This is a genomic window from Plantibacter sp. CFBP 8775 (assembly GCF_014839505.1).
Classification (GTDB): Bacteria; Actinomycetota; Actinomycetes; order Actinomycetales; family Microbacteriaceae; genus Plantibacter; species Plantibacter auratus.
Window position 1 is genome coordinate 1,552,783 of the sequence record NZ_JACYNV010000001.1, and the last position, 20,309, is coordinate 1,573,091.

Genomic DNA, 20,309 nt, shown 5'->3' on the forward strand with positions numbered 1-20,309 from the left:
CGTCAGCGCGGCGACTGACCGCGGGACTCGCGGGACCGTCGTACGGCACCCACGATGATGAGCGTGATCAGCATCAGGAAGGCGATCGGGAGTCCGACGAGCGGCAGGATCGTCACGACCGGCCAGACGCCGACGGCGAAGTCGCCCTGCTCGAGGCCGGTGGCGGTGCCGACCATCACCGCGACGAATGCGGCGATCGACACGGCGACGATCGTCACGACCATGTAGGCCAGGATCCGTTCGGGCCGCGAGATGCTCGGCGTCTGCTCATCAGTCACGCTCCCAGGATAGAGGCACGCGGCTGCTGCACCGAATAGGCTGGGGGCCGAGGACCGATGGTCCTCTCGATCGCGCTTCCTGCGCGATCACCGCACGGCGCTGCATTTTCTGCGCACGACACACAGCGAGGTTCCCATGCCCACCGGCAAGGTCAAGTTCTACGACGAGGAGAAGGGCTTCGGCTTCATCAGCTCTGATGACGGCCAGGAGGTCTTCCTGCACGCTTCCGCACTGCCTGCGGGCACGGCCGGCGTGAAGCCGGGGACGCGGCTCGAGTTCGGCATCGCCGACGGCAAGCGCGGCGCCCAGGCGCTGTCCGTGCGCGTCCTCGAGGCTCCGCCCAGCCTCGTCAAGCTGAAGCGCAAGCCGGCCGACGACATGGCGATCATCGTCGAGGACCTCGTGAAGCTCCTCGACGGCATCGGCGGCGACCTGCGCCGCGGCAAGTACCCGAACAGCAGTCACAGCACGAAGATCGCTGCCGTGCTGCGCAAGGTCGCGGACGAGCTGGATGCCTGACGCCGATCAGGAGACGCCCGTCGAGGATCGCGACGTCACGGCCGAGACGGACACACGAGCCGAGTCGGACGAGCATCGCTCGGACGACGGCACCGATGGCGAGTCGACCCCGGCACCCGTGCCGGACGAGACCCTGATCGCCGCCGTGGAGCTCGCGCGCGAAGCGCTGCAGGAGATCACGCCCGCGAGCACGGTCGGTGAGCCGGCCGGGCACGTCGTGGTCGATGATCACGTCGTCTCGCTGCTGTTCGCGAACACCATGGCGGGCTACCCCGGATGGTTCTGGACGGTGACGCTCTCGCGGACCGCAGACGACGCTGCGCCGAACGTGCTCGAGACGGAGCTGATGCCCGGCGACGGCGCGTTGCTGGCTCCGCAGTGGGTGCCGTGGTCGGAACGCCTCGCGGACTACCGCGCCGCGCAGGAGGCAGCGGCTGCGGCTGCGGCTGACGACGCGCTCGACGACGCGGACGACTCCGACGAGTTCGACGACGACGATGTCGCGCTGTCCGGGGACCCCCGCGACCGCGACCGCGACGGCATCGAACTCGAGTACGACGAGGACGACGTCGATGCGGCGTCGGACGACTCGGATGACGACGACTCGGACGAGGACGAGGACGACTCGGACGAGGACGAGGACTCCGACGAGGACGACGACCGGTTCGAGGACGAGTAGCACTCGCACACCGCGAGACAGACGAACGGGCGGCCGAACCTCGAGAAGGTTCGACCGCCCGTTCGGCGTTCAGCGGGGGAGACGGATCAGAGCGCCCCGACGACGTGTTCGATGCTCGCGATGAGCTGACGGACGTCTGCGGGGTCGATCGCCGTGAAGGTCGCGACGCGCAGCTGGTTGCGGCCGAGCTTGCGGTAGGGCTCGGTGTCGACGATGCCGTTCGCCCGCAGGGTCTTCGCGACCAGCGCGGCGTCGATGGCGTCGTCGAAGTCGATCGTGACGACGACCTGCGAGCGGTGGTCGGGGTTCGTCACGAACGGCGTCGTGTAGGAGGTGCGCTCGGCCCACTCGTACAGGGCGCCGGAGGACTCGGCGGTCCGTGCCGATGCCCAGGCGAGGCCGCCGTTGCCGTTGATCCACGAGATCTGCTCCTCGAGGAGCACGAGCGTCGACAACGCGGGAGTGTTGAGCGTCTGCTCGAGTCGGGAGTTGTCGACCGCGTTCTTCAGGCTCAGGAACTCCGGGATGTAGCGGCCGCTCGCCGCGATCCGTTCGATGCGCTCGATCGCCGCGGGGGAGCAGAGCGCGAACCACAGGCCGCCGTCGGATGCGAAGTTCTTCTGCGGTGCGAAGTAGTAGACGTCCGCCTGGCTCGCGTCGAAGTCCACACCACCGGCGGCGCTCGTCGCGTCGATCACCGTGAGGGCGCCGGTGTCGCCGGACACGCGTCGCACCGGGGCCATGACGCCGGTCGAGGTCTCGTTGTGCGGCCAGGCGTACACGTCGACGCCCTCGACCAGCTCGGGATCGATGCGGGATCCACCCGGCACCTCACGGACGTCCGGAGCGGTGAGCCACGGGGCGCCCGCCGCCTTGGCGAACTTGCCGCCGAACTCGCCGAAGACGAGGTGCTGGCTGCGCTGCTCGATGAGGCCGAAGGCGGCCGCGTCCCAGAACGCGGTCGAGCCGCCGTTGCCGACGATGATCTCGTAGCCCTCGGGGGCGCGGAACAAGTCGGCCAGGCCGGCGCGCACGCGGCCGACGAGCTGCTTGACGGGAGCCTGACGGTGGGAGGTGCCGAGGAGGGACAGGCCGGCCTCGGAGAGCGCTGCGATCTGCTCAGGTCGGATCTTGGAGGGGCCGCAGCCGAATCGACCATCGGCGGGCAGAAGGGACGTGGGAATCGTGATCTCCGGCATACGGCGATTCTAGAGGCGAGGGCCTGATGGCGTCGTGCCACGGCGCCCGGATGCGTCCACGCGGGGCGGAGTGGCTTGGCGCGGGAACGTCGCCGCCGCGCACTAGGCTTACCGGGAACGTGCAATCGGGCAGGGAGGGCGTCGATGACCGATTTGATTGACACCACAGAGATGTATCTCCGCACCATTCTGGAGCTCGAGGAGGAGAACATCATCCCGCTTCGTGCGCGGATCTCCGAGCGCCTCGGGCACTCCGGACCGACGGTCTCGCAGACGGTCGGTCGGATGGAGCGCGACGGACTCGTCGTCGTGTCGGGCGACCGGCACCTCGAGCTCACCGAACCGGGCCGACGCAAGGCGGTCCACGTCATGCGGAAGCACCGCCTGGCTGAGCGCCTCCTGAGCGACGTCATCGGGCTCGAGTGGGAGTTCGTCCACGAGGAAGCCTGTCGCTGGGAACACGTCATGAGTGAGCAGGTCGAGCGCAAGCTGCTCGACATGCTCAACCACCCCACCGAGTCGCCGTATGGCACCCCGATCCCCGGACTCGACGAGTTCGGCGACAGCCCCGCCGTCGCCTTCTCGCAGGGCGTCATCAACATCGTCGGCCTCGTCGAAGGACGCTCCGAGCCGGTCACGGCGACGGTCCGACGTCTCGGCGAACCGGCGCAGGTCGACCCCGAACTCCTCCTGCAGCTGAAGCTGGCCGGCGTCATGCCGGGTCGCTCGGGAACCTTCGCGGCAGCGGGCGGCTACGTGCTCGTCACCATCGACGGTGTCGAGGGCGGCCTCGAGCTGCCCAACGAGCTCGCGACGCACATCTTCGTGGAGACCCCTGCCGCGTGAGCATGAGACGTGTATGAGGATTCCCTCATGTGCCCGTTTTCCCGTGATCGAAACGTGACTTTCTGAGGGGTAACCCGTAGGCTGTCACTCGTCCTGAAGGCCATGATCTGGCCCCAGGAAGACGACCGAGGCACCCCCTAGCCCGTCCCTCGGCCACACGAACCGACATCAATCGTCGGATGGGGCTGCGCCATGCCGATCGCCACACCGCGATCGTCGTCGCTCATGCGGGGTGCCGGAGGAATCCACTTGACTGCAGCTGGCGAGAGCGGCCCCGAACAGGCCGAGACGACCCCGAACGTCCCCCTCACCCGGAAGCAGCTCCGAATCCAGGAGCAGGCCGCGAAGCAGGCGGAGCCGACCACCCCGTCCCAGTCGGCAACCGACGACGCGCTCGTCGCCGACGTCGCTCCGGACGCACCCGTCGAGCACCCCGAGATCATCCTCGACGATGCCGTGGTCGAGGAGGCCGACGCCGCCGTCACGACCGGCGAGGTCCGTCTCGACGAGCGGCCGCTGACGAAGCCCGCCGCGCCGGAGCCGACGACCCCCCAATCCTTCACCGTGACGTCCGCCACCGACACCTCGTTCGCGACCGTCGCTCCGCTCCGCACCGGCGCGGACCACGTCGCCCGCAGCAAGCCCCCGGTCAAGCCGACCGCGTCGACGGTCGCCGTGCGCAAGCCGAAGCCGTCCGGAGCCCGACCCGGATCCGTCCGCGGCGTCGCCACCATGGCCTTCCTCGTGCCGGCACTGGTCGCCACCGTCGCCCTCCCGGCGTATGCGGCGAGCAGCAGCGCGCAGACCACGTACGGGACGTCCGCCTCGGAGCAGTTGAAGACCTCCGGCGCCCAGAGCGTCGTCGCTTCCGACAAGGTGGCCGACGCGCCGATCTCTCGCGATCTCTACAGTGCGACGACGCCGGACGAGCTCGCCGAGCGCCAGCGGCAGCTCGACGCCGCGGCAGCTGCCAGCAACGCCACCTACTCGATCACCGTCGGCGCACGCCAGGCCGGCGACGACTACCCCTGGTTCGACCAGGCGACCGACGACGAGGGCGGCGGGCTCTCGCCACTGCGCTACTACTACCGTGAGTGCGTGGACTTCGTCGCCTGGCGACTCAACCGCGACGCGGGCACGCCGAGCGGGAACTGGGCCTTCACCTGGGGCAACGGCCTGCCGCCGAGCAGTGCCTACGGCTGGGCGGACTCGTGGCAGTACAACAAGGGGACCAACGCCATCGCCGGCTCCGTCGCCTGGTTCAACTACAACCACGTCGCCTACGTGCAGTCGGTCAACGCCGACGGGACGGTCACCCTGGAGGAGTACAACTGGGGGTCCGCGCGTCACAGCTACAACACGCGCACCATCGCCGCGAGTGCCGTGGCGCTCTACCTCTACCCGCCGGGCGTCGGCTGATCCGACCCGCTCGACCTGGATCGCGTCCCTCCGTCGGAGGGACGCGATTCGTCGTCGATGCGGGGTCACCGTTCGCGACCATGCGGTGTCCGCCGGTCGAAGCCGAGGTGGCGCGGAGGGGAATTCTCCTGCAACGTGCGGAAATCCGGTCGGTGTGGGTTAATCTGGTGCTCTGCAACTCGGAGAGGTTCAGGAGCTGATGCACGCTATACGTCGCCACGTGGTCGCGAATGGTCGCGGCCTCTACGTGCTGCGGCATTCCAGCCAAGCGTGCCGCGGCTCCGCCGTGGGTCAAGAGGGTGCTGTCGTCATGACAGTGCCCTTTTTTGTTCCCCGGAGACGACTCGATCCGGCGCGTCACGGACGCTGCAGGTGGTGATCGTCGACCGGTCACGGCAGCCGTCGTGGCCCTTCGGAAGGGAACGTGCATGCGCACACTGGTGTTGAACGCGGGCTACGAGCCGCTCGCGATCGTCTCGTTCAAGCGGGCCCTCGTGCTCGTGATGCATCACAAGGCGACCGTCGTCGAGATCGACTCCTCGCATCCCGTGGTGGCGACGAGCGGATCGTTCGATCGGCCGTCGGTCATCCTGCTCACCAGATACGTCCGGATCCCGAACGCCCGCCGGGTGCCCGTGACCCGCCGCGGGGTGCTGCGCCGCGACGGCCACCGCTGCGCCTACTGCGGGAAGGCGGCGACGACGATCGACCACGTGCAGCCGCGCTCGCGCGGGGGTGTGGACAGCTGGGAGAACCTCGTGGCCTGCTGCCTGCGCTGCAACAACGTGAAGGGCGACCGTACGCCGATGGAGATGAACTGGAGCCTCCGGGTCTCACCGGGGACGCCGCACGGCTCGCAGTGGATGGTGCGGGGCGTCGAGCGCTCGGAGCCCGACTGGGAGCAGTACCTGGCGCCCGCCGCCTGAGCGACCGGCTAAACTCGTCGGGTCAGCCTCTGTAGCTCAATGGAAGAGCAGTTCCGTCCTAAGGAAAGGGTTGGGGGTTCGAGTCCCTCCAGGGGCACTGTCGGAGGTACGGTCGTCCAGGCGAGCACGGCTTCGCCTGTCGGGTAGGGCTGCGAGCACGCCGTAGGCTCGAAGCATGACGCACGACCTCCACCGCCAACTCGAACGCGACGCCATCACCCTTCGTCAGCTGCGGTCGGCCGTGGTCGTCGCGGATGCTCGGACGCTCGGTGCCGCGGCGAACCTGCTCGGGGTCGCACAGCCGAGTCTCGCGCAGCAGCTGCGGCGGCTCGAGGCCGCGCTCGGGGTCGAGCTGTTCAGCGTCCTGGGGGAGGAGTACCGCCCGACGCGTGAGGGGCAGCGCTTCCTGTTGAAGGTCCGCACCTTCATCGACGTCGTCGCCGACATGGATCCCGCGTCACCGGCTCGGCACATCCGGGTCGGCCGTCCGCCGACGACGTGGGACGCGGTCGTCTCCGAGGCCGGTCGCCGCATCGACGTCCCGGCGGTCGCCGTCGCGATCGAACCGGTCGAGCAGCTGCACCTCGTCACCACCGGTCGTCTCGACGCCACCATCGTGCGTCTGCCGATGGAGCTGCCGGACGAGCTCGCCGCAGAGGAGATCGCTGCGCTGCCGCTCGGCGTCGTCATGCGCGCCGCGCACCCGCTGTCGGCGAAGGACGTCATCGAGTGGTCCGATCTCGCCGACCAGGAGCTGCTCCGTCCCGAGCCCGGCAAGGACCCGGCGTACTCGGCCTGGTTGGCCGGCGCGCTCGCGGCGCGCGGCTGGTACCCGCGCTCGCTGACGATCGACGCGGGGAACGACACCCTGTTCCTCGACGCCCTGCGCTTCGGTGAGCGACTCGTCGCCCTCCGTCCGGTAGCTGCGATGCGGGAGGACGACGGCCTGTGCTGGCGACCGTTCGCCGACGCACCTGAGCTCCGCGAACGGTTCGCCCTGGTCACCCGACGCGAGTGAGTCCGCTCGGTCGCGGTCGGTGATGACACCCTCGATGCGCCCTTTTGCGACCCGACCGGGATCTTCTCGCGATCAAGTCGGTCGACTTGTTCCGAATTTCTGCCGCGTTCGACACCGTCTTCTCAGCTCGGAGTGGGTACGCTTATCCCTGAATCGGGGGATGACAGAAGCAGGAAACGCACATGCCCGAACGACGACCACAGCAGCAACGAGGTCATGAACGACGCCAGACCGTCGTCGAAGGTGCCGCCCGCATGTTCGACCGGGTCGGCTACGGACAGGCGAGCCTGTCGGACATCGCCCGCGAGGCGGGGACGACGCAGGGCTCGCTCTACTTCTACTTCCCCTCGAAAGAGGAACTGGCGATCGCCGTCATCAACGAGCAGAGCACGCGCTCGATCGCTGCGTTGACCGCGCCGACCACCGCGCCCTCGCCGTTCGGTGGGCTGGTCCAGGCCTCCCGCCTCATCACCGAGCAACTGCTCACCGACCCCATCACGCGCGCCGGCCTGCGGCTGTCCCTCGAGCAGGGCGTCATCCAGGCTCCGACGACCGCGTTCCACGAGCAGTGGATAGCGAGCGTCGAGGAGCGGGTGCAGGCCTCGATCGAGCTCGGTGAGCTGCAGTCTCCGCTCGAGCCGGCGGAACTGGCGAGGTCCTTCGTCGCGTTCTTCACCGGGACGCAGCTCATCTCGAACCTGCTGGCCGGCCGGACCGACCTCCTCAACGCGGTCGACACCATGTGGCGGATCCTCATCGCAGCGGTCATCGTCGCGGATCGCCAGGCCGAGGTGCTCGCCGTCCTCGACGCCGCCTTCGACGCGCAGGACGCCTGAGCGGTCGGGTGCACGTTAGGGGGTAGCCCTGACGCATGCGCCGTGAGGTCACCCTAAACTGAATCGGGTGATTAACTCACTTTGCTGATCGTCGTGCGACGACGGATGGATCACGGCGTGCGGGGGCATTCCGCGTTCCATCGGTGAAGAGTTGGTTCACGTGCCGGGCTGGGCGATGTCGTGGGGGGATCGCCCAGCCGACGGCGTGTGGACGCCTCAGCGGCCGACGCCTGGCGGCGCGTACCGGTGCTCTGGACGCCCGGCGGTCCCGTACCGCAGCTGCGTCGTCAGGAGCCCTCGGGCGGCCAGCGCGGAGAGATACCGTTGCGCCGTCGCGCGTGAGACGCCGACCAGCTCGGCCACTTCGGCGGCCGAGCGCTCTCCGTCCGCCTCCGACACCGCTTCGAGGACTGCTGTCTCCGTCGCGGATCTCGACCGGGTCGTCGCCCCGGCGTCGCCGGAGTGCAGGATGCGCAGGGCGCGCTCGATCCTCTCCTGGTCGGCGTTCACCGCCTCGTCGAGGACGTTGCGGAAGCGGGCGTAGGCGGCGAGCCGGTCCTGGAGCACCTGCGGCGCGAACGGCTTCACCAGATACCCGAGGGCTCCCGCACGAAGCGCTCTGCGCACGGACGCACCGTCCGACGCTGCGGAGACGACGATGGTGTCGATCGGGAGGTCCACGAGGAGCTCGAGCCCGTTCCGATCGGGAAGGTAGCCGTCGAGGAGCACGAGGTCGGGCGGCTCGGCGGCGATGCTCCGTGCGGCCTCGGCAGCAGACCCGACAGGACTGAGCGCCCGGAACCCGTCGACCTCGTCGACGATCCGGCAGTGCAGGCGGGCGACGTGGAAGTCGTCGTCGACGACCAGCACGGTGAGATCGGCCGCCATCATCCGTCTCCCGCCATGGACGGCGCCGGTACGACCGTCCCGGGGAGCCGCGCGCAGAAGACCGCTCCGTGTTCGCCGCGGACGCCGGGAGACGCCAACCAGACGTCCCCTCCTCGACGACGGGCGATGTCGCGTGAGAGGGGCAGACCGAACCCGTGGCCGTGGACGTCGTCCAGATCGCCGTGGTCGCTGGTCGGGGAGGCGGGTGGAGCGTCGTCCTGGCCGGTCGCCACGACGCCGTCGCCCGAGTCCATCACGGAGCAGTGCAGCTCGGTGCCGTGGTCGAGGACCTCGACCTCCACCCAGGCCGGTCGGACCCGGCCCGCGACGGCCGCGTTCACCGCATTGTCGAGCAGGTTGCCGAGGACGGTGGTCACGTCCTCAGGATCGCACAGGGAGCCGGTGACGAGGGTCTCGGAGCCGATGGTCACGAGCACCCCGCGTTCCGCAGCTTCGACGCCCTTCGCGCCGAGGAAGGCCTGGAGGTAGGGCTCGGTGAGTCGGTCCGCGTGTTGCACCGGGTACTTCAGCGGTCCATGGTCGAGCACGTTGGCGAGATAGTCGCGGGCCTCGGCGTCCTGCCCGGTCTCGAGGAGTCCGGAGATCGCGTGCAACCGGTTCGCGAACTCGTGCCGCTGCGCGCGGAGGGCGGTCGTCATCGTCGCGACCGCGTCGAGCCGCCGGGTGAGCGCCTCGACGTCGGTACGGTCGCGGACGACGACCACCCGCCCGAGGTCGACGCCGTCCCGGGACACGGGCCGGACGTCGACGAACAGGACGCGGGACCCGACGACGAGCTGGGCCGAGGTCGGCGATGCGGCGTCGTCCACGACGAGGTCCACCAGTGGATCGGGCAGGTCGAGGTCGTCGAACCGGCGCCCGACGACCGACCCGATGTCGAGGAGCCTGGCCGCCTGATCGGTGCACACCGTCACGACGCCGTCCGGCGAGACACCGAGGACGCCTTCGCCGACCCCGCCGAGGACCGCAGCCTGGTTCTGCACGAGCGCGGCGAGTTCCTCCGGTCCGAGGCCGAGGGTCAGCCGCCGCAGCCGGCGCCGGATGAGCATCGAAGCGACCAGACCGATCGTCAGCGCGAGGAGCGCTGCGCCCGCGACCAGCATGGTCTCGCCCACGACGTCGGCGAACACGCGCTGCGGGGCGAACCCGACGCTGATCTCGCCGACGACCTCGCCGGCGCCGGACGAGACCACGGCCCCACCGGTGTCGGAGGACTCGGCGGCGAAGACGGGCACCTTGGCGCGCGCAGACGGGCCGAGGGTGCCGGTCTCCCACGAGACCGACTCCGTACCGGCCAAGGCCGCTTCCGCGCTGGTGCTCACCCGGAGCCCGAGCTGGTCGGGGTCGGGGTGCGCCAGACGGATCCCGCGCTCGTCGGTGATGACCACGAAGAGCGCCCCGGTCCGTGCGCCGACCTCACGGCCGAGCTCCTGCAGGGGGCCGGTCCGGAGGTCGGCCGCCGTCGGCGTCCCCGGGGTACGTGCCTCGAGCGTCACGGCGGTGCGGACGTCGGGATCGCTCGCGACACTCTGGGCGATCGCGAGGGCGGTGGACTGGGCCTCCTGCACGAGGCGCTCGCTGCTCATCCAGGCGAACACGCCCGTGCACACGGCGACGACCGCGATGACGACGACCAGCTGCAGCACGAGCACCTGCGCCGCGAAGCTGGAGCGCCCGCCCCGTCGTCGACCTGGCCGCTCCGCTTCGTCGCCGATCATGGCTCCGATCGTACGTCGCCGGGGCGATGGGCGGCGTCGACCGCGTGATGAGCAGAATGCGCAGAAGGTGGTGTAACCCGCAGATCCGAGCCGAACGCCCACAAGCGAGACAGCTCCGTGCCGCTCCCGTACGGTTCCGGGAACGCCCGCCGCGCTCGGTCCATCGCCCGTGTCGCCGCGCCGCGTCCCGTCGTGCACACCGCGGTGCACGCAGACGAAGGAGTCGACATGCTGGTCATTCTCGGATTCGCGATGATCCTCACCTTCATGGTGCTGATCATGACGAAGCGCCTCACCCCGATGGTGGCGCTCATCATCGTCCCCACGGTCTTCGGGCTGTTCGCCGGGGCCGGACTCGGGCTCGGCGACATGGTCATCGAGGCGATCGGCAGCCTCGCTCCGACCGCCGCCCTGTTGATGTTCGCGATCATGTACTTCGGGATCATGATCGACGTCGGGCTCTTCGACCCGCTCGTCCGGTTCATCGTCCGTGCGCTGGGCAATGACCCGGCGAAGATCGTCGTCGGTACGGCGCTCCTGGCGGGCGCGGTGTCACTCGACGGCGACGGGTCGACGACCTTCATCGTGACGACCGCCGCGATGCTGCCGATCTACCTGCGGCTCGGCATGAACCCGGTCGTCCTCACCTGCGTCGCCGGGCTCGCGAACGGCACGCTCAACATCGTCCCGTGGGGTGGGCCGACCGTTCGAGCCGCCTCGGCCCTGGGCGTCTCGCCGACCGAGATCTTCGTCCCGATGCTGCCGTCGCTCGCCGCCGGCCTCGTCCTCGTGTTCGCCTTCGCCTGGTTCCTGGGACTGGGGGAGCGCAAGCGCCTCGCGGGCGTCGACCTCCTCGGCGACGGCGCCTCCGGCGTCGCCGCACCGGGTTCGGGTTCCGGGCCCGCCGACCACCCGCTCACCGGCGGCATGTCGACGACCTTCTCGACCAGTGCCCGTGGGCGCCTCGCGACCCTCGTCCGCCCTGACGACACGGCCATGGCCGACACGATGCTCGACCCCGAGCGCGACACCCTGCGCCCGCGACTCATCTGGGTCAACCTCGTGCTCACGGTCGCGGTCATGACGCTGCTCGTGCTCGACCTCGTGCCGTTGCCCTACGTGTTCATGGTCGGCACCGCCATCGCCCTCCTGGTGAACTTCCCGCGGCTCGCGCAGCAGTCCAAGGAGATCGTCGCCCACGCCCCGAGCATCGTCGGCGTCGTCTCGATGGTGCTCGCGGCCGGTGTGCTGATCGGCGTCCTCAACGGGACCGGCATGGTCACCGCGATGGCCGATTGGATCGTCGACATCATCCCGACGGAGCTCGGTCCGTTCCTCGCGGTCATCACCGGGGTGCTCAGCATCCCGATGACGTTCTTCATGAGCAACGACGCGTTCTACTTCGGCATCCTGCCGGTGCTGGCCGAGAGCGCCTCGACCTTCGGCATCGAGCCGGTCGAGATGGCGCGGGCGTCGATCACCGGTCAGCCGGTCCACCTGCAGAGCCCGCTCGTGCCGGCCATCCTCCTGCTCGTCTCGCTCGCCAGCGTGAACCTCGGCGACCACCACAAGAAGGTCCTGTGGCGCGCCGCGATCGTCTCGCTCGTGATGCTCGTCGTCGGCGTGCTCGTAGGCACCATCCCGTTCGGCTGACACCGGCGGGCGCCGAGGCTCAACGCGTGGTCGTCCAGTCGAGGTTGACGATGTCGCCGATGTAGATGTCGAGTCCGAAGCCGGGGATCGACGGGTTCATGCGGAGCAACTGCTGCTGCGGCAGGTCGAAGCGCTGCGCGATGTCGAAGAACACGTCGCCGGCGACCACCGTGTAACTGATCGGATTGCCATCGGCGTCCGAGACGACCGGGCCGAGCGCACCGTCCCTCGGCCCGAGGTCGAACGCGGGGCCCTCCGGAATCGGTTCCGCCGGTTCCGCCGGCGCGTTCGGCACGATCGGCGCCGGTTCAGGAGGCAGCGCGTCGCGCGCAGTGGAGGTGGGCACCGGGGCGACCGAGGGCGACGGGTCCGGCTGCTGGGTGACGACGACCGTCACCGGAGGCGGGGCCGGCTCCGAGACGCAGCCGCTGAGGGCGAGGAGACCGACGACACCGATCGCGAGGGTCCGGACGTGCGACAGCGCACGTCGACGTCCGGTCGATTCCTTCGGCCCCACAACGCATCCCCCCAGGATGGACCGGGCCCTCAGCGCGGTCGGCGGGGCTCGGTCGAACCCTCAGCCTACGGCGAGGCGCCGCGAGTCCGAGCAGGGCTACCCCCGAAATCCCGAGCGCCGGAGGCCCTCCAGTAGGCTGCTGGAACGCGCATCGAAGGAGAGCCATGACGGAGCAGGACATCGACCGGACCGGAACGGGAACCCCAACGGCAGGCCCGTCCACCGGCTTGCGATGGGGCATCCTCGGCCCCGCCGGCGTCGCGAAGAGCTTCACCGCCGACCTCCGACGGCACGGCTTCGACGTCCGGGCCGTCGCCTCGCGATCCGCCGAGACCGCAGCCGCGTTCGCCGCCGAGTTCGACATCCCGAACGTCCACGTGGGGTACGAGGCGCTCGCCGCCGACCCCGAGGTCGACGTGATCTACATCGCGACCCCGCACCCGTTCCACGCTGAGCAGGCGGTGCTGGCGCTCGACGCCGGGAAGCATGTCCTCATCGAGAAGCCCTTCACCCTCAACGCCGCCGAGGCGCAGGCGGTCGTGGCGCTCGCCGCGGAGCGCGGTCTGGTCGTCCTCGAGGCGATGTGGACCCGGTTCCTCCCGCACATGGTCCGGCTCCGCGAGCTGCTTGCCGACGGCGTCATCGGGCAGCCGCGCAGCCTCGTCGCCGATCACACTCAGCTGCTCTCGGACGACCCGGAGCACCGCATGAACAACCTCGAGCTGGGCGGCGGCGCGCTGCTCGACCTCGGCGTGTACCCGGTCTCCTTCGCGTCGTCCGTCTTCGGGACCCCGACGACGATCCAGGCCACGGCCGCGCTCCGCGACACGGGGGCGGACATGCAGGTCGCGACCCTCTTCGGCTACGCGGACGGCCAGGTGGCGAACACCCTGTCGGCGAGCAACACCGTCGGCCCGAACCGCGCGGCCATCGTCGGGACCGACGGCTGGATCGAGTTCGACCGCGTCTGGTACACGGCGACGACCTTCCGAGTGTTCGGCACCGACGGCGAGGTCGTCGAGACCTACCGTTCCGAGGTGGACGGCCGCGGCATGCACTTCCAGGCGTGGGAGCTCGAACGGCTCGCCTCCGAGGGCCGCCTCTCCGGTGACATCATGCCGCTCGCCGAGACGGTCGCGATCATGGAGACCCTCGATGAGGTCAGGCGCCAGATCGGCGTCCGGTACCCGGGCGAGTGACCCGAGGCATCTGAACACGCGGGTCGAGACCGCTCCGTCGTGCCCGAGCGCCCTCGTGCATCTCGATGGCGTCACTGTAGTGCCCGATCAGCGCGCTGCTGACGCTCTTCCAGCTGCGCGGCAGGACGCCTGCCCGAGCCGCGGCACCGAACGCCGCCCGCTTCACCTCGTCGCCCACGAGGTCCTGCACGAACCCGCGCAGCTGGTCGAGCCTGCCGGGTTCGTAGAGCCACCCGGTGCGGCTGGAGTCCACGAGGTCGACCGGCCCACCTCGACCGGTCGCGACGACGGGTACGCCAGAGGCCATCGCCTCCTGGATGGTCTGGCAGAAGGTCTCCGACTCGCCGGGGTGGACGAACACGTCCAGTCCCGCCATCGCGACCGCCAGGTCCTCGCCGCCCAGGAATCCGGTGAAGACCGCGTTCGGCAGCCGCTGTTCGAGTGAGGCACGCAGTGGCCCCTCGCCGACGATGACGAGCTTGACGCCCGGGAGCCCACCGAGCACCGCGAGGTCCTCGACCTGCTTCTCGGCCGCGAGCCGACCGACGTAGCCCACGATCCGTTCGCCGCCGGGAGCGACGGAACGACGCCAGGCTTCGCTGCGCCGCTCCGGGGAGAACCGCACGGCGTCGACGCCGCGCACCCACAGGCGGACCCGCGGGATGGCGTGCGCCTCCAGCTGAGCGATCGACTGCCGTGACGGCGCGAGCGTGAGCGTCGACCGGCCGTGGAGGCGCTCGACGTGCTGCCACAGCAACGCTTCGGCGACTGGGAACCCGTACCGTCCGGCGTAGGCCGGGATGTCGGTCTGGTACACGGCGACGGTCGGGACGCCTAGGCGCTCGGCGGCCTGGACACCGCGCCAGCCGAGGACGAACGGCGAGGCCAGGTGCACCACGTCGGGGCGGAAGCCGCGGAGGAGCTCGGTGATCCGGCCGACTCCGCCGGCGGCGACCCGCACGTTCCGGTAGCGGGGGAGCGGGATCGACGGGACGCCGTCCACCCGGAAGCCCTCGTGGAGCCGTGGCGTCAAGGCTCCGGCGCCGGGGGCGATGACGAGCACCTCGTCCCCTCGGTCCGCGAAGTGCTCCATGATGCGGAGCAGGGAGTGGGTGACGCCGTTCATCTGCGGCAGGAACGACTCGGTCACGATTGCGATCCTCACACCCATGATGCTCCGCGTCGTACGGGTCGCAGCGGTGCCCGGCGGGCGACGTGTCGGTGACCATCGGGTGACATCGCGGTGCCGCACGATGAGGCGCAGCCTGCTTTACTTATCGCATGAGTGCTGGTGGATTCGGAAGCGGCGGCGGGATCGCGTCGGAGCGGATCGAATCCTTCTCGTACACCCCGGCGCGGCGGCTGCGGCCGAACGCGAAGGTCCTGCCGGAGCACGCCCGTGGTCACAACCGGGCGCTCGTCCTCCAGACCCTCTTCGCCAGCGGTGCCATGAGTCGGGCCGACATCGCCCGCGCCACCGGCCTGACCCGGGTGAGCATCTCCGACCTCGTCGCCTCGCTCATCGCGGACAACCTCATCGTCGAGGTCGGCCTCCGCGAGACCTCTCGCCCGGGCAAGCCCGCCACGCTCATCGACATCAACCGCGACGAGTTCCAGATCGTCGGCCTCGACCTCTCCGACACCGAGGTGTTCAGAGGTGCTGTGCTGACCCTCGACGGCGAGGTCGTGACGATGCTCGAGGTACCGCTCGACGGCGCCACGGGGACGGACGCGATCGCGAAGGCCGTCGCGCTCGCCGCAGACCTCGTCGAGGAGGCGACGGTCGAGGTGCTGGGCATCGGGGTCGGTTCGCCCGGCGTCGTCGACATGACCGGCACGGTCCGCAGCGCCCCGAACCTCGGCTGGACCGACGTCGACCTCCAGGGGGCGATCGAGCAGGTCGCCCAGGTGCCGGTCCTCGTCGCGAACGACGCCAACGCCGCGGTGCTCGCGGAGTACAGCTTCGGCGGGGCGGACGGCGACCTCATGCTCGTGAGCGTCGGGAACGGCGTCGGGGCAGGGCTGCTCGTGGGCGGCCATCCGCTCTTCGGGAGCCGGTTCGCCGCCGGTGAGATCGGCCACGTGGTCGTCGGCACCGACGGCGGGCCGCTGTGCGCCTGCGGGAAGCGGGGGTGTCTCGAGGCCTGGCTGGCCGTGCCGCACCTGCGCGAGCTCCTCGCGGCGGCCGAGGCGAGCGATCTTCCCGCCGCGGAGGTCGAGCAGTGTCGCGAGGAGATCCTGCGCGCGGCAGGGGAGCGCCTCGGTGTCTCGCTCGCCGCGATCGTCGGTGCGCTGAACCTGTCGGAGATCGTGGTGAGCGGCCCGGAGGAGTTGCTCGCCGGCGTGCTCCTCGACGCGGCGATCGAGACCGTGCGGGCGCGCACGATGACCGAGTTCCACGGCGGCGTGCAGATCCGGATGAGCGAGCAGGGCGCCGACATCGTCCTGCGCGGCACCGCGGTGATGGTGCTCTCCGGCCTCCTCGGCGTCTCCTGACCCTCGGACGACGCGCGCGTCGCACATTTCCTCGGCGGACTCGGCGAAAAACCGCACCGCTTCCCGGTGTTTCCACTACCGGGCACGTATGGTGCAAGTGTGTGGCGGCTAGAGAAGAGACGGGATGACGGCGACGTGACGTCCGGAGTCGAACGGGAAGCAGCGGAGGCGCAACTCCGCGAGGGTCCCGTGGCGGCATCGGCAGGCGTGGTCGACACGGCGCTGCACGCCTGGCGTCAGCAGCTCAGCACGGTCGGCGGCCCATCGCCGCTGCTCCACTTCGTGGACGCCCCGACGACCCGGGTGGAGCTCAGCTCGACGCATCCCGGTGGTCTGCCGCAGTTCATCTCGGGCAAATCGACGCTGCTGTCGAACCTCATCCGCGACGAGATCGCGCTCCGCGGTGCGAAGCGCGCCGCCGACCGCATCACGACGAAGGGCATCGAGCTCTCCACCGTCCGTGGCATCGACGCCGTCCACCTCGCCGTCGGCCTCGCCCAGTGGACGCATCAGGGTGAGGACTTCAGCGCGCCGGTCCTGCTCCGGCCGCTGGCCATCCGCCGGTACGGTCGCGACTACGAGGTCAAGCTGCGCGGCGCCACGACCGCGAACCCGGAGCTCGTCCGCGCCCTCCGCGAGCAGTTCGGCATCGTCCTCGATCCCGACGAGTTCGTCGCGCTGAGTGAATCGGGCGGGGTCTTCAAGCCGCAGCCCGTCATCGACCGCCTCCGCTCGCTCGCCGCCGGGCTCGAGTGGTTCACCGTCCAGCCGCGTCTGCTCGTCTCCTCGTTCGCCGCCGTCGGTCACTCCCTGCTCGACGACGCTGCCAAGCTCGACCACCCGATCCTCGACGCCGTCGCCGGCGACGACGGTGCGGTCGGCCTCGTGCGCAGCAGCTTCACGCCCGTCGACGCGCCGGGCCAGGATGACCGCCCGCCGTCGACCGACACCCTCCTGCTCGACGCGGACGTCGAGCAGGAGAACGTCATCGCGCAGATCGGTGCCGGCAACTCGCTCGTCGTCACGACGCTTCCGGGCACGGGCGGCACGCAGACCATCGTGAACGCGATCGGCGTGCTCGCGTCGCAGCACAAGCGCGTCCTCGTCGTCAGCCCCCGCCGCTCCACGCTCGAGGGCATCCGCCACCGCCTGACCAAGGTCGGTCTGCCCGGTCTGTGCGCGTCGCCGTCGACCCTCCGCCGCGACCTCATCCAGGCGATCACACGCAACGAGCGCGCGATCCCGCCGCAGGTCGGCGAGGTCGACGACGCACTCGTCCGGCTGCGTCGGGTCCTCATCGACTACCGCACCTCGCTGCAGGCGAAGGACCCGGACCTGCGGGTCTCGGTCATCGAAGCGCTCGAAGCACTCTCGAAGCTCTCCAAGCTGCCGCACCCTCCGGGAACCCTGGTCCGGCTCGACCGCCAGACGCTCGTCGGGCTCGCCGCAGGCCGCTCCCGCGCGGCGGAGGCGCTCGAAGGCGCGGCCGCCCTCGGCGAGTTCCGCTACGGTCCGGGCGACTCGCCCTGGTACGGCGCGTCGTTCGACACGACCGCGGAAGCCCAGGAGACCCACGACCTCGCCAAGCGCCTGCACCGTAAGGACCTGCCGCAGCTCCTGGAGCGCGCGTACGGGCTCATCGGGCAGACGCAGATGCGGCCGTTCGAGTCCATCGACGAGCTGGGCATCTACCTGCGACTCCTCGCGGACATCCGCGAGACGCTCGACCGCTTCCAGCCCGACGTCTTCGACCGGTCGCTTGCCGACCTCATCGTCGCGACGAGCCCGCGGAAGGACTCCGCCGCGATGTCGTCGGCGAGCCGCCGGCGACTCAAGGCCCTGGCCAAGGAGTACCTGCGGCCCGGCGCACACGTGCCCGACATGAACGCCGCCCTCCGTCGGATCCAGCAGCAGCGCACCCTGTGGCAGCGCTACGTGACGACCGGCGCGCCGCCCGAGGTGCCGCTCGGCATCGCGGACGTCGAGCAGGCGTACCAGACGGTCGCCGCGAAGCTCGAGCTGGTCGACCAGCCGCTCGGTATCGCCGACACTCCCGACCGCCTCGGACGCCTCGCGATCCCGAGTCTCGTCCGCACGATCTCCGAGCTCGCCGCCGAGTCCGAGGTCCTCCACAACCTCCAGGAGCGCACCGCGATCCTCGCCGGCCTGCGCGAGCAGGGTCTCGGCGAGCTCATCATCGACCTCTCACAGCGACACGTGCCGCGGACGCGCCTCGCCGACGAGCTCGAACTCGCCTGGTGGCAGTCGATGCTCGAACTCGTGCTCACCGAGGACCGCGGTCTGCTCGGCGCGAACACGAGCGTCGTCGAACGTCTGGAGTCCGACTTCCGGCTGGTGGACGAGGCGCACGCCTCCGCCTCCGGGCAGCTCCTCGCCTCGCTGCTGGCCGACACCTGGAAGATCGGTCTCGTCGACCACGCCACCGAGGGCATGGCGCTCCGTTCGCTCCTCAAGCGCGATCGACCGCTCCGAGCGGCCGAGCTCGAGCAGGCGGCCCCCACGTTGTCCCGTGTCCTCGCGCCGGTATGGCTCGTCTCGCCGTACGAGGTGCCGCGCATCCCCGAGAGCGCGTCCTTCGACGCCGTCTTCCTCGTCGACGCGGGGGCGACGCTCCTCGCCGAGAACGTGGACGCCATCCGTCGTGCGCGTCAGGTCGTCGCCTTCGGTGACCCCGTCACGCAGAGTCCGTCGCCCTTCGAGATCCGTCTGACGGATCAGGAGGCGACCCCCGAGCAGCACGCCGACATCGCCGAACTGCACCGTGAGTCGGCGCTCGAACAGCTGAGCTCCGTCCTGCCGACCCTCATGCTCACGCGCTCCTACCGCGCGGGAGGCGAAGACCTCGCAGAACTCGTCAACGAGCGGTTCTACGGTGGCCAGATCGACTCCCTGCCGTGGGCGGGTTCGTTCCTGGGCCACGGCAGCCTGAGCCTCGATTACGTGCCCGGCGGGCTCGGCATGCCCGACCCGGTCACCGGAGCGGTGGAGAGTGTCGACGTCGAGGTCGAACGAGTGGTGGAACTCGTCCTCGAGCACGCCTCGAACCGTCCGAAGGAATCCCTGATGGTCGTGACCGCGAGCGACAAGCACGCGGTCCGGGTCCAGCAGGCGGTCCTCGCAGCGTTCTCCCGTCGTGCCGACCTCTCCGACTTCCTCCTGCGCGAGCGGGCGGAACCGTTCACCGTCCTGACGCTCGAGCAGTCCGTGGCCGAGAGCCGCGACCGCGTCATCTTCTCGATCGGGTACGGCCTCACGCCGCACGGACGGGTCCTGTCCGACTTCGGCGCGCTGGGTCAGCCCGGCGGCGACCGGCTGCTCGCGGTCGGCATGACGCGCGCACGGCGGTCCATGGTGATCGTCTCGTGTGTCCGCCCCGAGGACCTCGACCAGAACCGGATCCAGCACGGCATCCTCGCGCTCGCACGCATCCTCACGGACACGTCGCGACGCGCCTCCGAGGATCAGGCGACGCACGAGGCCGAGCCGATGCTCGTCGACCTCGCGACGCGCCTGGAGACGCTCGGGATGCGGGTCGACATGGGCTACCGCGGCAAGCTCGCCCTGGTCGCCTCGTGGGGTGGCCGAGCCGTCGTCGTCGAGTGCGACGAGGAACTGGGTGACGCGAGCCTCCGGGAGTCGCTGCGGCTCCGTCCCGACGTCCTGCGCCGCCTCGGCTGGCACTACGTCCGCGTGCACAGCTTCGACCTCTTCGCCGACGCCGAGGCGGTCGCGCAGCGCGTGGCCGGTGTGCTCGGGCTGAACACGACCGAGCACCTCGACACCGCGCCGATCGCCGTGCAGGTCCCACGCCACTGATGGTCGGACACTGATCATGCAGGACGATCAGGAGCCACGGATCGTCCGTCCCCGAGGATCGAGGCGGGCGATCCGGCCCGGTGCTCCCGGGACGGATCCCGCGCCGCGGCTGCCGGCCGATCCCGTCAAGGCGGCGGAGGACACTGACGCCGCCTGGGGTGGCACCGCCAAGCCCGCGGGCGGCGGTGGCAACGACGACGAGCTGCAACGCAACGTCCCGCCCCACTGGTGAGCGGGACGGGACGTCGGTGCTGCTGGA

18 protein-coding genes and 1 tRNA gene are annotated in these 20,309 nt (G+C 70.1%); 13 read left to right on the forward strand and 6 right to left on the reverse strand.

What is annotated here, in order from left to right:
• Positions 1-2 precede the first annotated feature (2 nt).
• Complete coding sequence (locus IFR14_RS07405; RefSeq protein ID WP_124768896.1) at positions 3-278, reverse strand: multidrug ABC transporter ATPase; 276 nt, start codon at positions 276-278, stop codon at positions 3-5.
• Positions 279-414: 136 nt separating this feature from the next.
• On the opposite strand from IFR14_RS07405, the gene IFR14_RS07410 reads away from it, so the two are divergent.
• Positions 415-798 carry a cold-shock protein gene (locus IFR14_RS07410; protein WP_079705376.1) on the forward strand — a complete coding sequence of 128 codons (384 nt, stop codon included), beginning with the start codon at positions 415-417 and terminating at the stop codon, positions 796-798.
• Entirely contained in the window at positions 791-1,477 is a 687-nt protein-coding gene (locus IFR14_RS07415; protein WP_124768897.1) for a DUF3027 domain-containing protein, read from the forward strand. Before IFR14_RS07410 ends, IFR14_RS07415 begins: the two co-directional genes overlap by 8 nt.
• Before the next feature lie 86 nt (positions 1,478-1,563).
• Here the strand turns inward: IFR14_RS07415 and serC are convergent, their stop codons facing one another.
• Positions 1,564-2,676: a phosphoserine transaminase gene (gene serC / locus IFR14_RS07420; RefSeq protein ID WP_191940695.1), complete on the reverse strand. Its 1,113-nt coding sequence runs from the start codon at positions 2,674-2,676 to the stop codon at positions 1,564-1,566.
• A gap of 144 nt (positions 2,677-2,820) precedes the next feature.
• Between serC and IFR14_RS07425 the strand changes: the two genes are divergently transcribed.
• The 6 genes from IFR14_RS07425 (at position 2,821) to IFR14_RS07450 (ending at position 7,721) form a co-directional block, all read left to right on the forward strand.
• Positions 2,821-3,522: a metal-dependent transcriptional regulator gene (locus IFR14_RS07425; RefSeq protein WP_191940696.1), complete on the forward strand. Its 702-nt coding sequence runs from the start codon at positions 2,821-2,823 to the stop codon at positions 3,520-3,522.
• Between the two features lie 249 nt (positions 3,523-3,771).
• A complete protein-coding gene (locus IFR14_RS07430; protein ID WP_191940697.1) occupies positions 3,772-4,941 on the forward strand; it encodes a CHAP domain-containing protein in 1,170 nt (389 codons plus the stop codon).
• Between the two features lie 428 nt (positions 4,942-5,369).
• Positions 5,370-5,867 carry an HNH endonuclease gene (locus tag IFR14_RS07435; RefSeq protein WP_079001921.1) on the forward strand — a complete coding sequence of 166 codons (498 nt, stop codon included), beginning with the start codon at positions 5,370-5,372 and terminating at the stop codon, positions 5,865-5,867.
• A gap of 25 nt (positions 5,868-5,892) precedes the next feature.
• Positions 5,893-5,964 (forward strand) — tRNA-Arg (locus IFR14_RS07440).
• A gap of 78 nt (positions 5,965-6,042) precedes the next feature.
• The gene (locus tag IFR14_RS07445) at positions 6,043-6,885 is read left to right on the forward strand and encodes a LysR family transcriptional regulator (protein ID WP_079705383.1); all 843 of its coding nucleotides are present in this window, start codon (positions 6,043-6,045) and stop codon (positions 6,883-6,885) included.
• 182 nt (positions 6,886-7,067) lie between these two features.
• Complete coding sequence (locus IFR14_RS07450; RefSeq protein WP_079705384.1) at positions 7,068-7,721, forward strand: ScbR family autoregulator-binding transcription factor; 654 nt, start codon at positions 7,068-7,070, stop codon at positions 7,719-7,721.
• Between the two features lie 216 nt (positions 7,722-7,937).
• Here the strand turns inward: IFR14_RS07450 and IFR14_RS07455 are convergent, their stop codons facing one another.
• Together IFR14_RS07455 and IFR14_RS07460 are read right to left on the reverse strand one after the other, a co-directional pair.
• A complete protein-coding gene (locus tag IFR14_RS07455; RefSeq protein WP_191940698.1) occupies positions 7,938-8,609 on the reverse strand; it encodes a response regulator in 672 nt (223 codons plus the stop codon).
• Positions 8,609-10,348: a sensor histidine kinase gene (locus IFR14_RS07460; RefSeq protein WP_124768901.1), complete on the reverse strand. Its 1,740-nt coding sequence runs from the start codon at positions 10,346-10,348 to the stop codon at positions 8,609-8,611. Before IFR14_RS07460 ends, IFR14_RS07455 begins: the two co-directional genes overlap by 1 nt.
• 228 nt (positions 10,349-10,576) lie before the next feature.
• Between IFR14_RS07460 and IFR14_RS07465 the strand changes: the two genes are divergently transcribed.
• Entirely contained in the window at positions 10,577-12,001 is a 1,425-nt protein-coding gene (locus IFR14_RS07465; protein WP_124768902.1) for a CitMHS family transporter, read from the forward strand.
• Between the two features lie 19 nt (positions 12,002-12,020).
• Here IFR14_RS07465 and IFR14_RS21370 read toward each other — a convergent pair whose 3' ends face one another.
• Positions 12,021-12,518: a LysM peptidoglycan-binding domain-containing protein gene (locus tag IFR14_RS21370; RefSeq protein WP_159878082.1), complete on the reverse strand. Its 498-nt coding sequence runs from the start codon at positions 12,516-12,518 to the stop codon at positions 12,021-12,023.
• 164 nt (positions 12,519-12,682) lie between these two features.
• Here IFR14_RS21370 and IFR14_RS07475 point away from each other — a divergent pair, with 164 nt between their 5' ends.
• Positions 12,683-13,717: a Gfo/Idh/MocA family protein gene (locus IFR14_RS07475; protein ID WP_124768904.1), complete on the forward strand. Its 1,035-nt coding sequence runs from the start codon at positions 12,683-12,685 to the stop codon at positions 13,715-13,717.
• Here the strand turns inward: IFR14_RS07475 and IFR14_RS07480 are convergent.
• A complete protein-coding gene (locus tag IFR14_RS07480) occupies positions 13,680-14,882 on the reverse strand; it encodes a glycosyltransferase family 4 protein (RefSeq protein WP_124768905.1) in 1,203 nt (400 codons plus the stop codon). The genes IFR14_RS07475 and IFR14_RS07480 overlap by 38 nt on opposite strands.
• 116 nt (positions 14,883-14,998) lie before the next feature.
• Here IFR14_RS07480 and IFR14_RS07485 point away from each other — a divergent pair, with 116 nt between their 5' ends.
• The 3 genes from IFR14_RS07485 (at position 14,999) to IFR14_RS07495 (ending at position 20,282) form a co-directional block, all read left to right on the forward strand.
• On the forward strand, positions 14,999-16,213 hold the full coding sequence (locus tag IFR14_RS07485) for an ROK family transcriptional regulator (protein WP_191940699.1): 1,215 nt from the start codon (positions 14,999-15,001) through the stop codon (positions 16,211-16,213).
• Positions 16,214-16,312: 99 nt separating this feature from the next.
• On the forward strand, positions 16,313-20,050 hold the full coding sequence (locus IFR14_RS07490) for an AAA family ATPase (RefSeq protein WP_191940700.1): 3,738 nt from the start codon (positions 16,313-16,315) through the stop codon (positions 20,048-20,050).
• A 16-nt stretch (positions 20,051-20,066) separates the two neighbouring features.
• Positions 20,067-20,282, forward strand: a complete 216-nt coding sequence (locus tag IFR14_RS07495; RefSeq protein WP_191940701.1) for a hypothetical protein — start codon at positions 20,067-20,069, stop codon at positions 20,280-20,282.
• Positions 20,283-20,309: the final 27 nt, after the last annotated feature.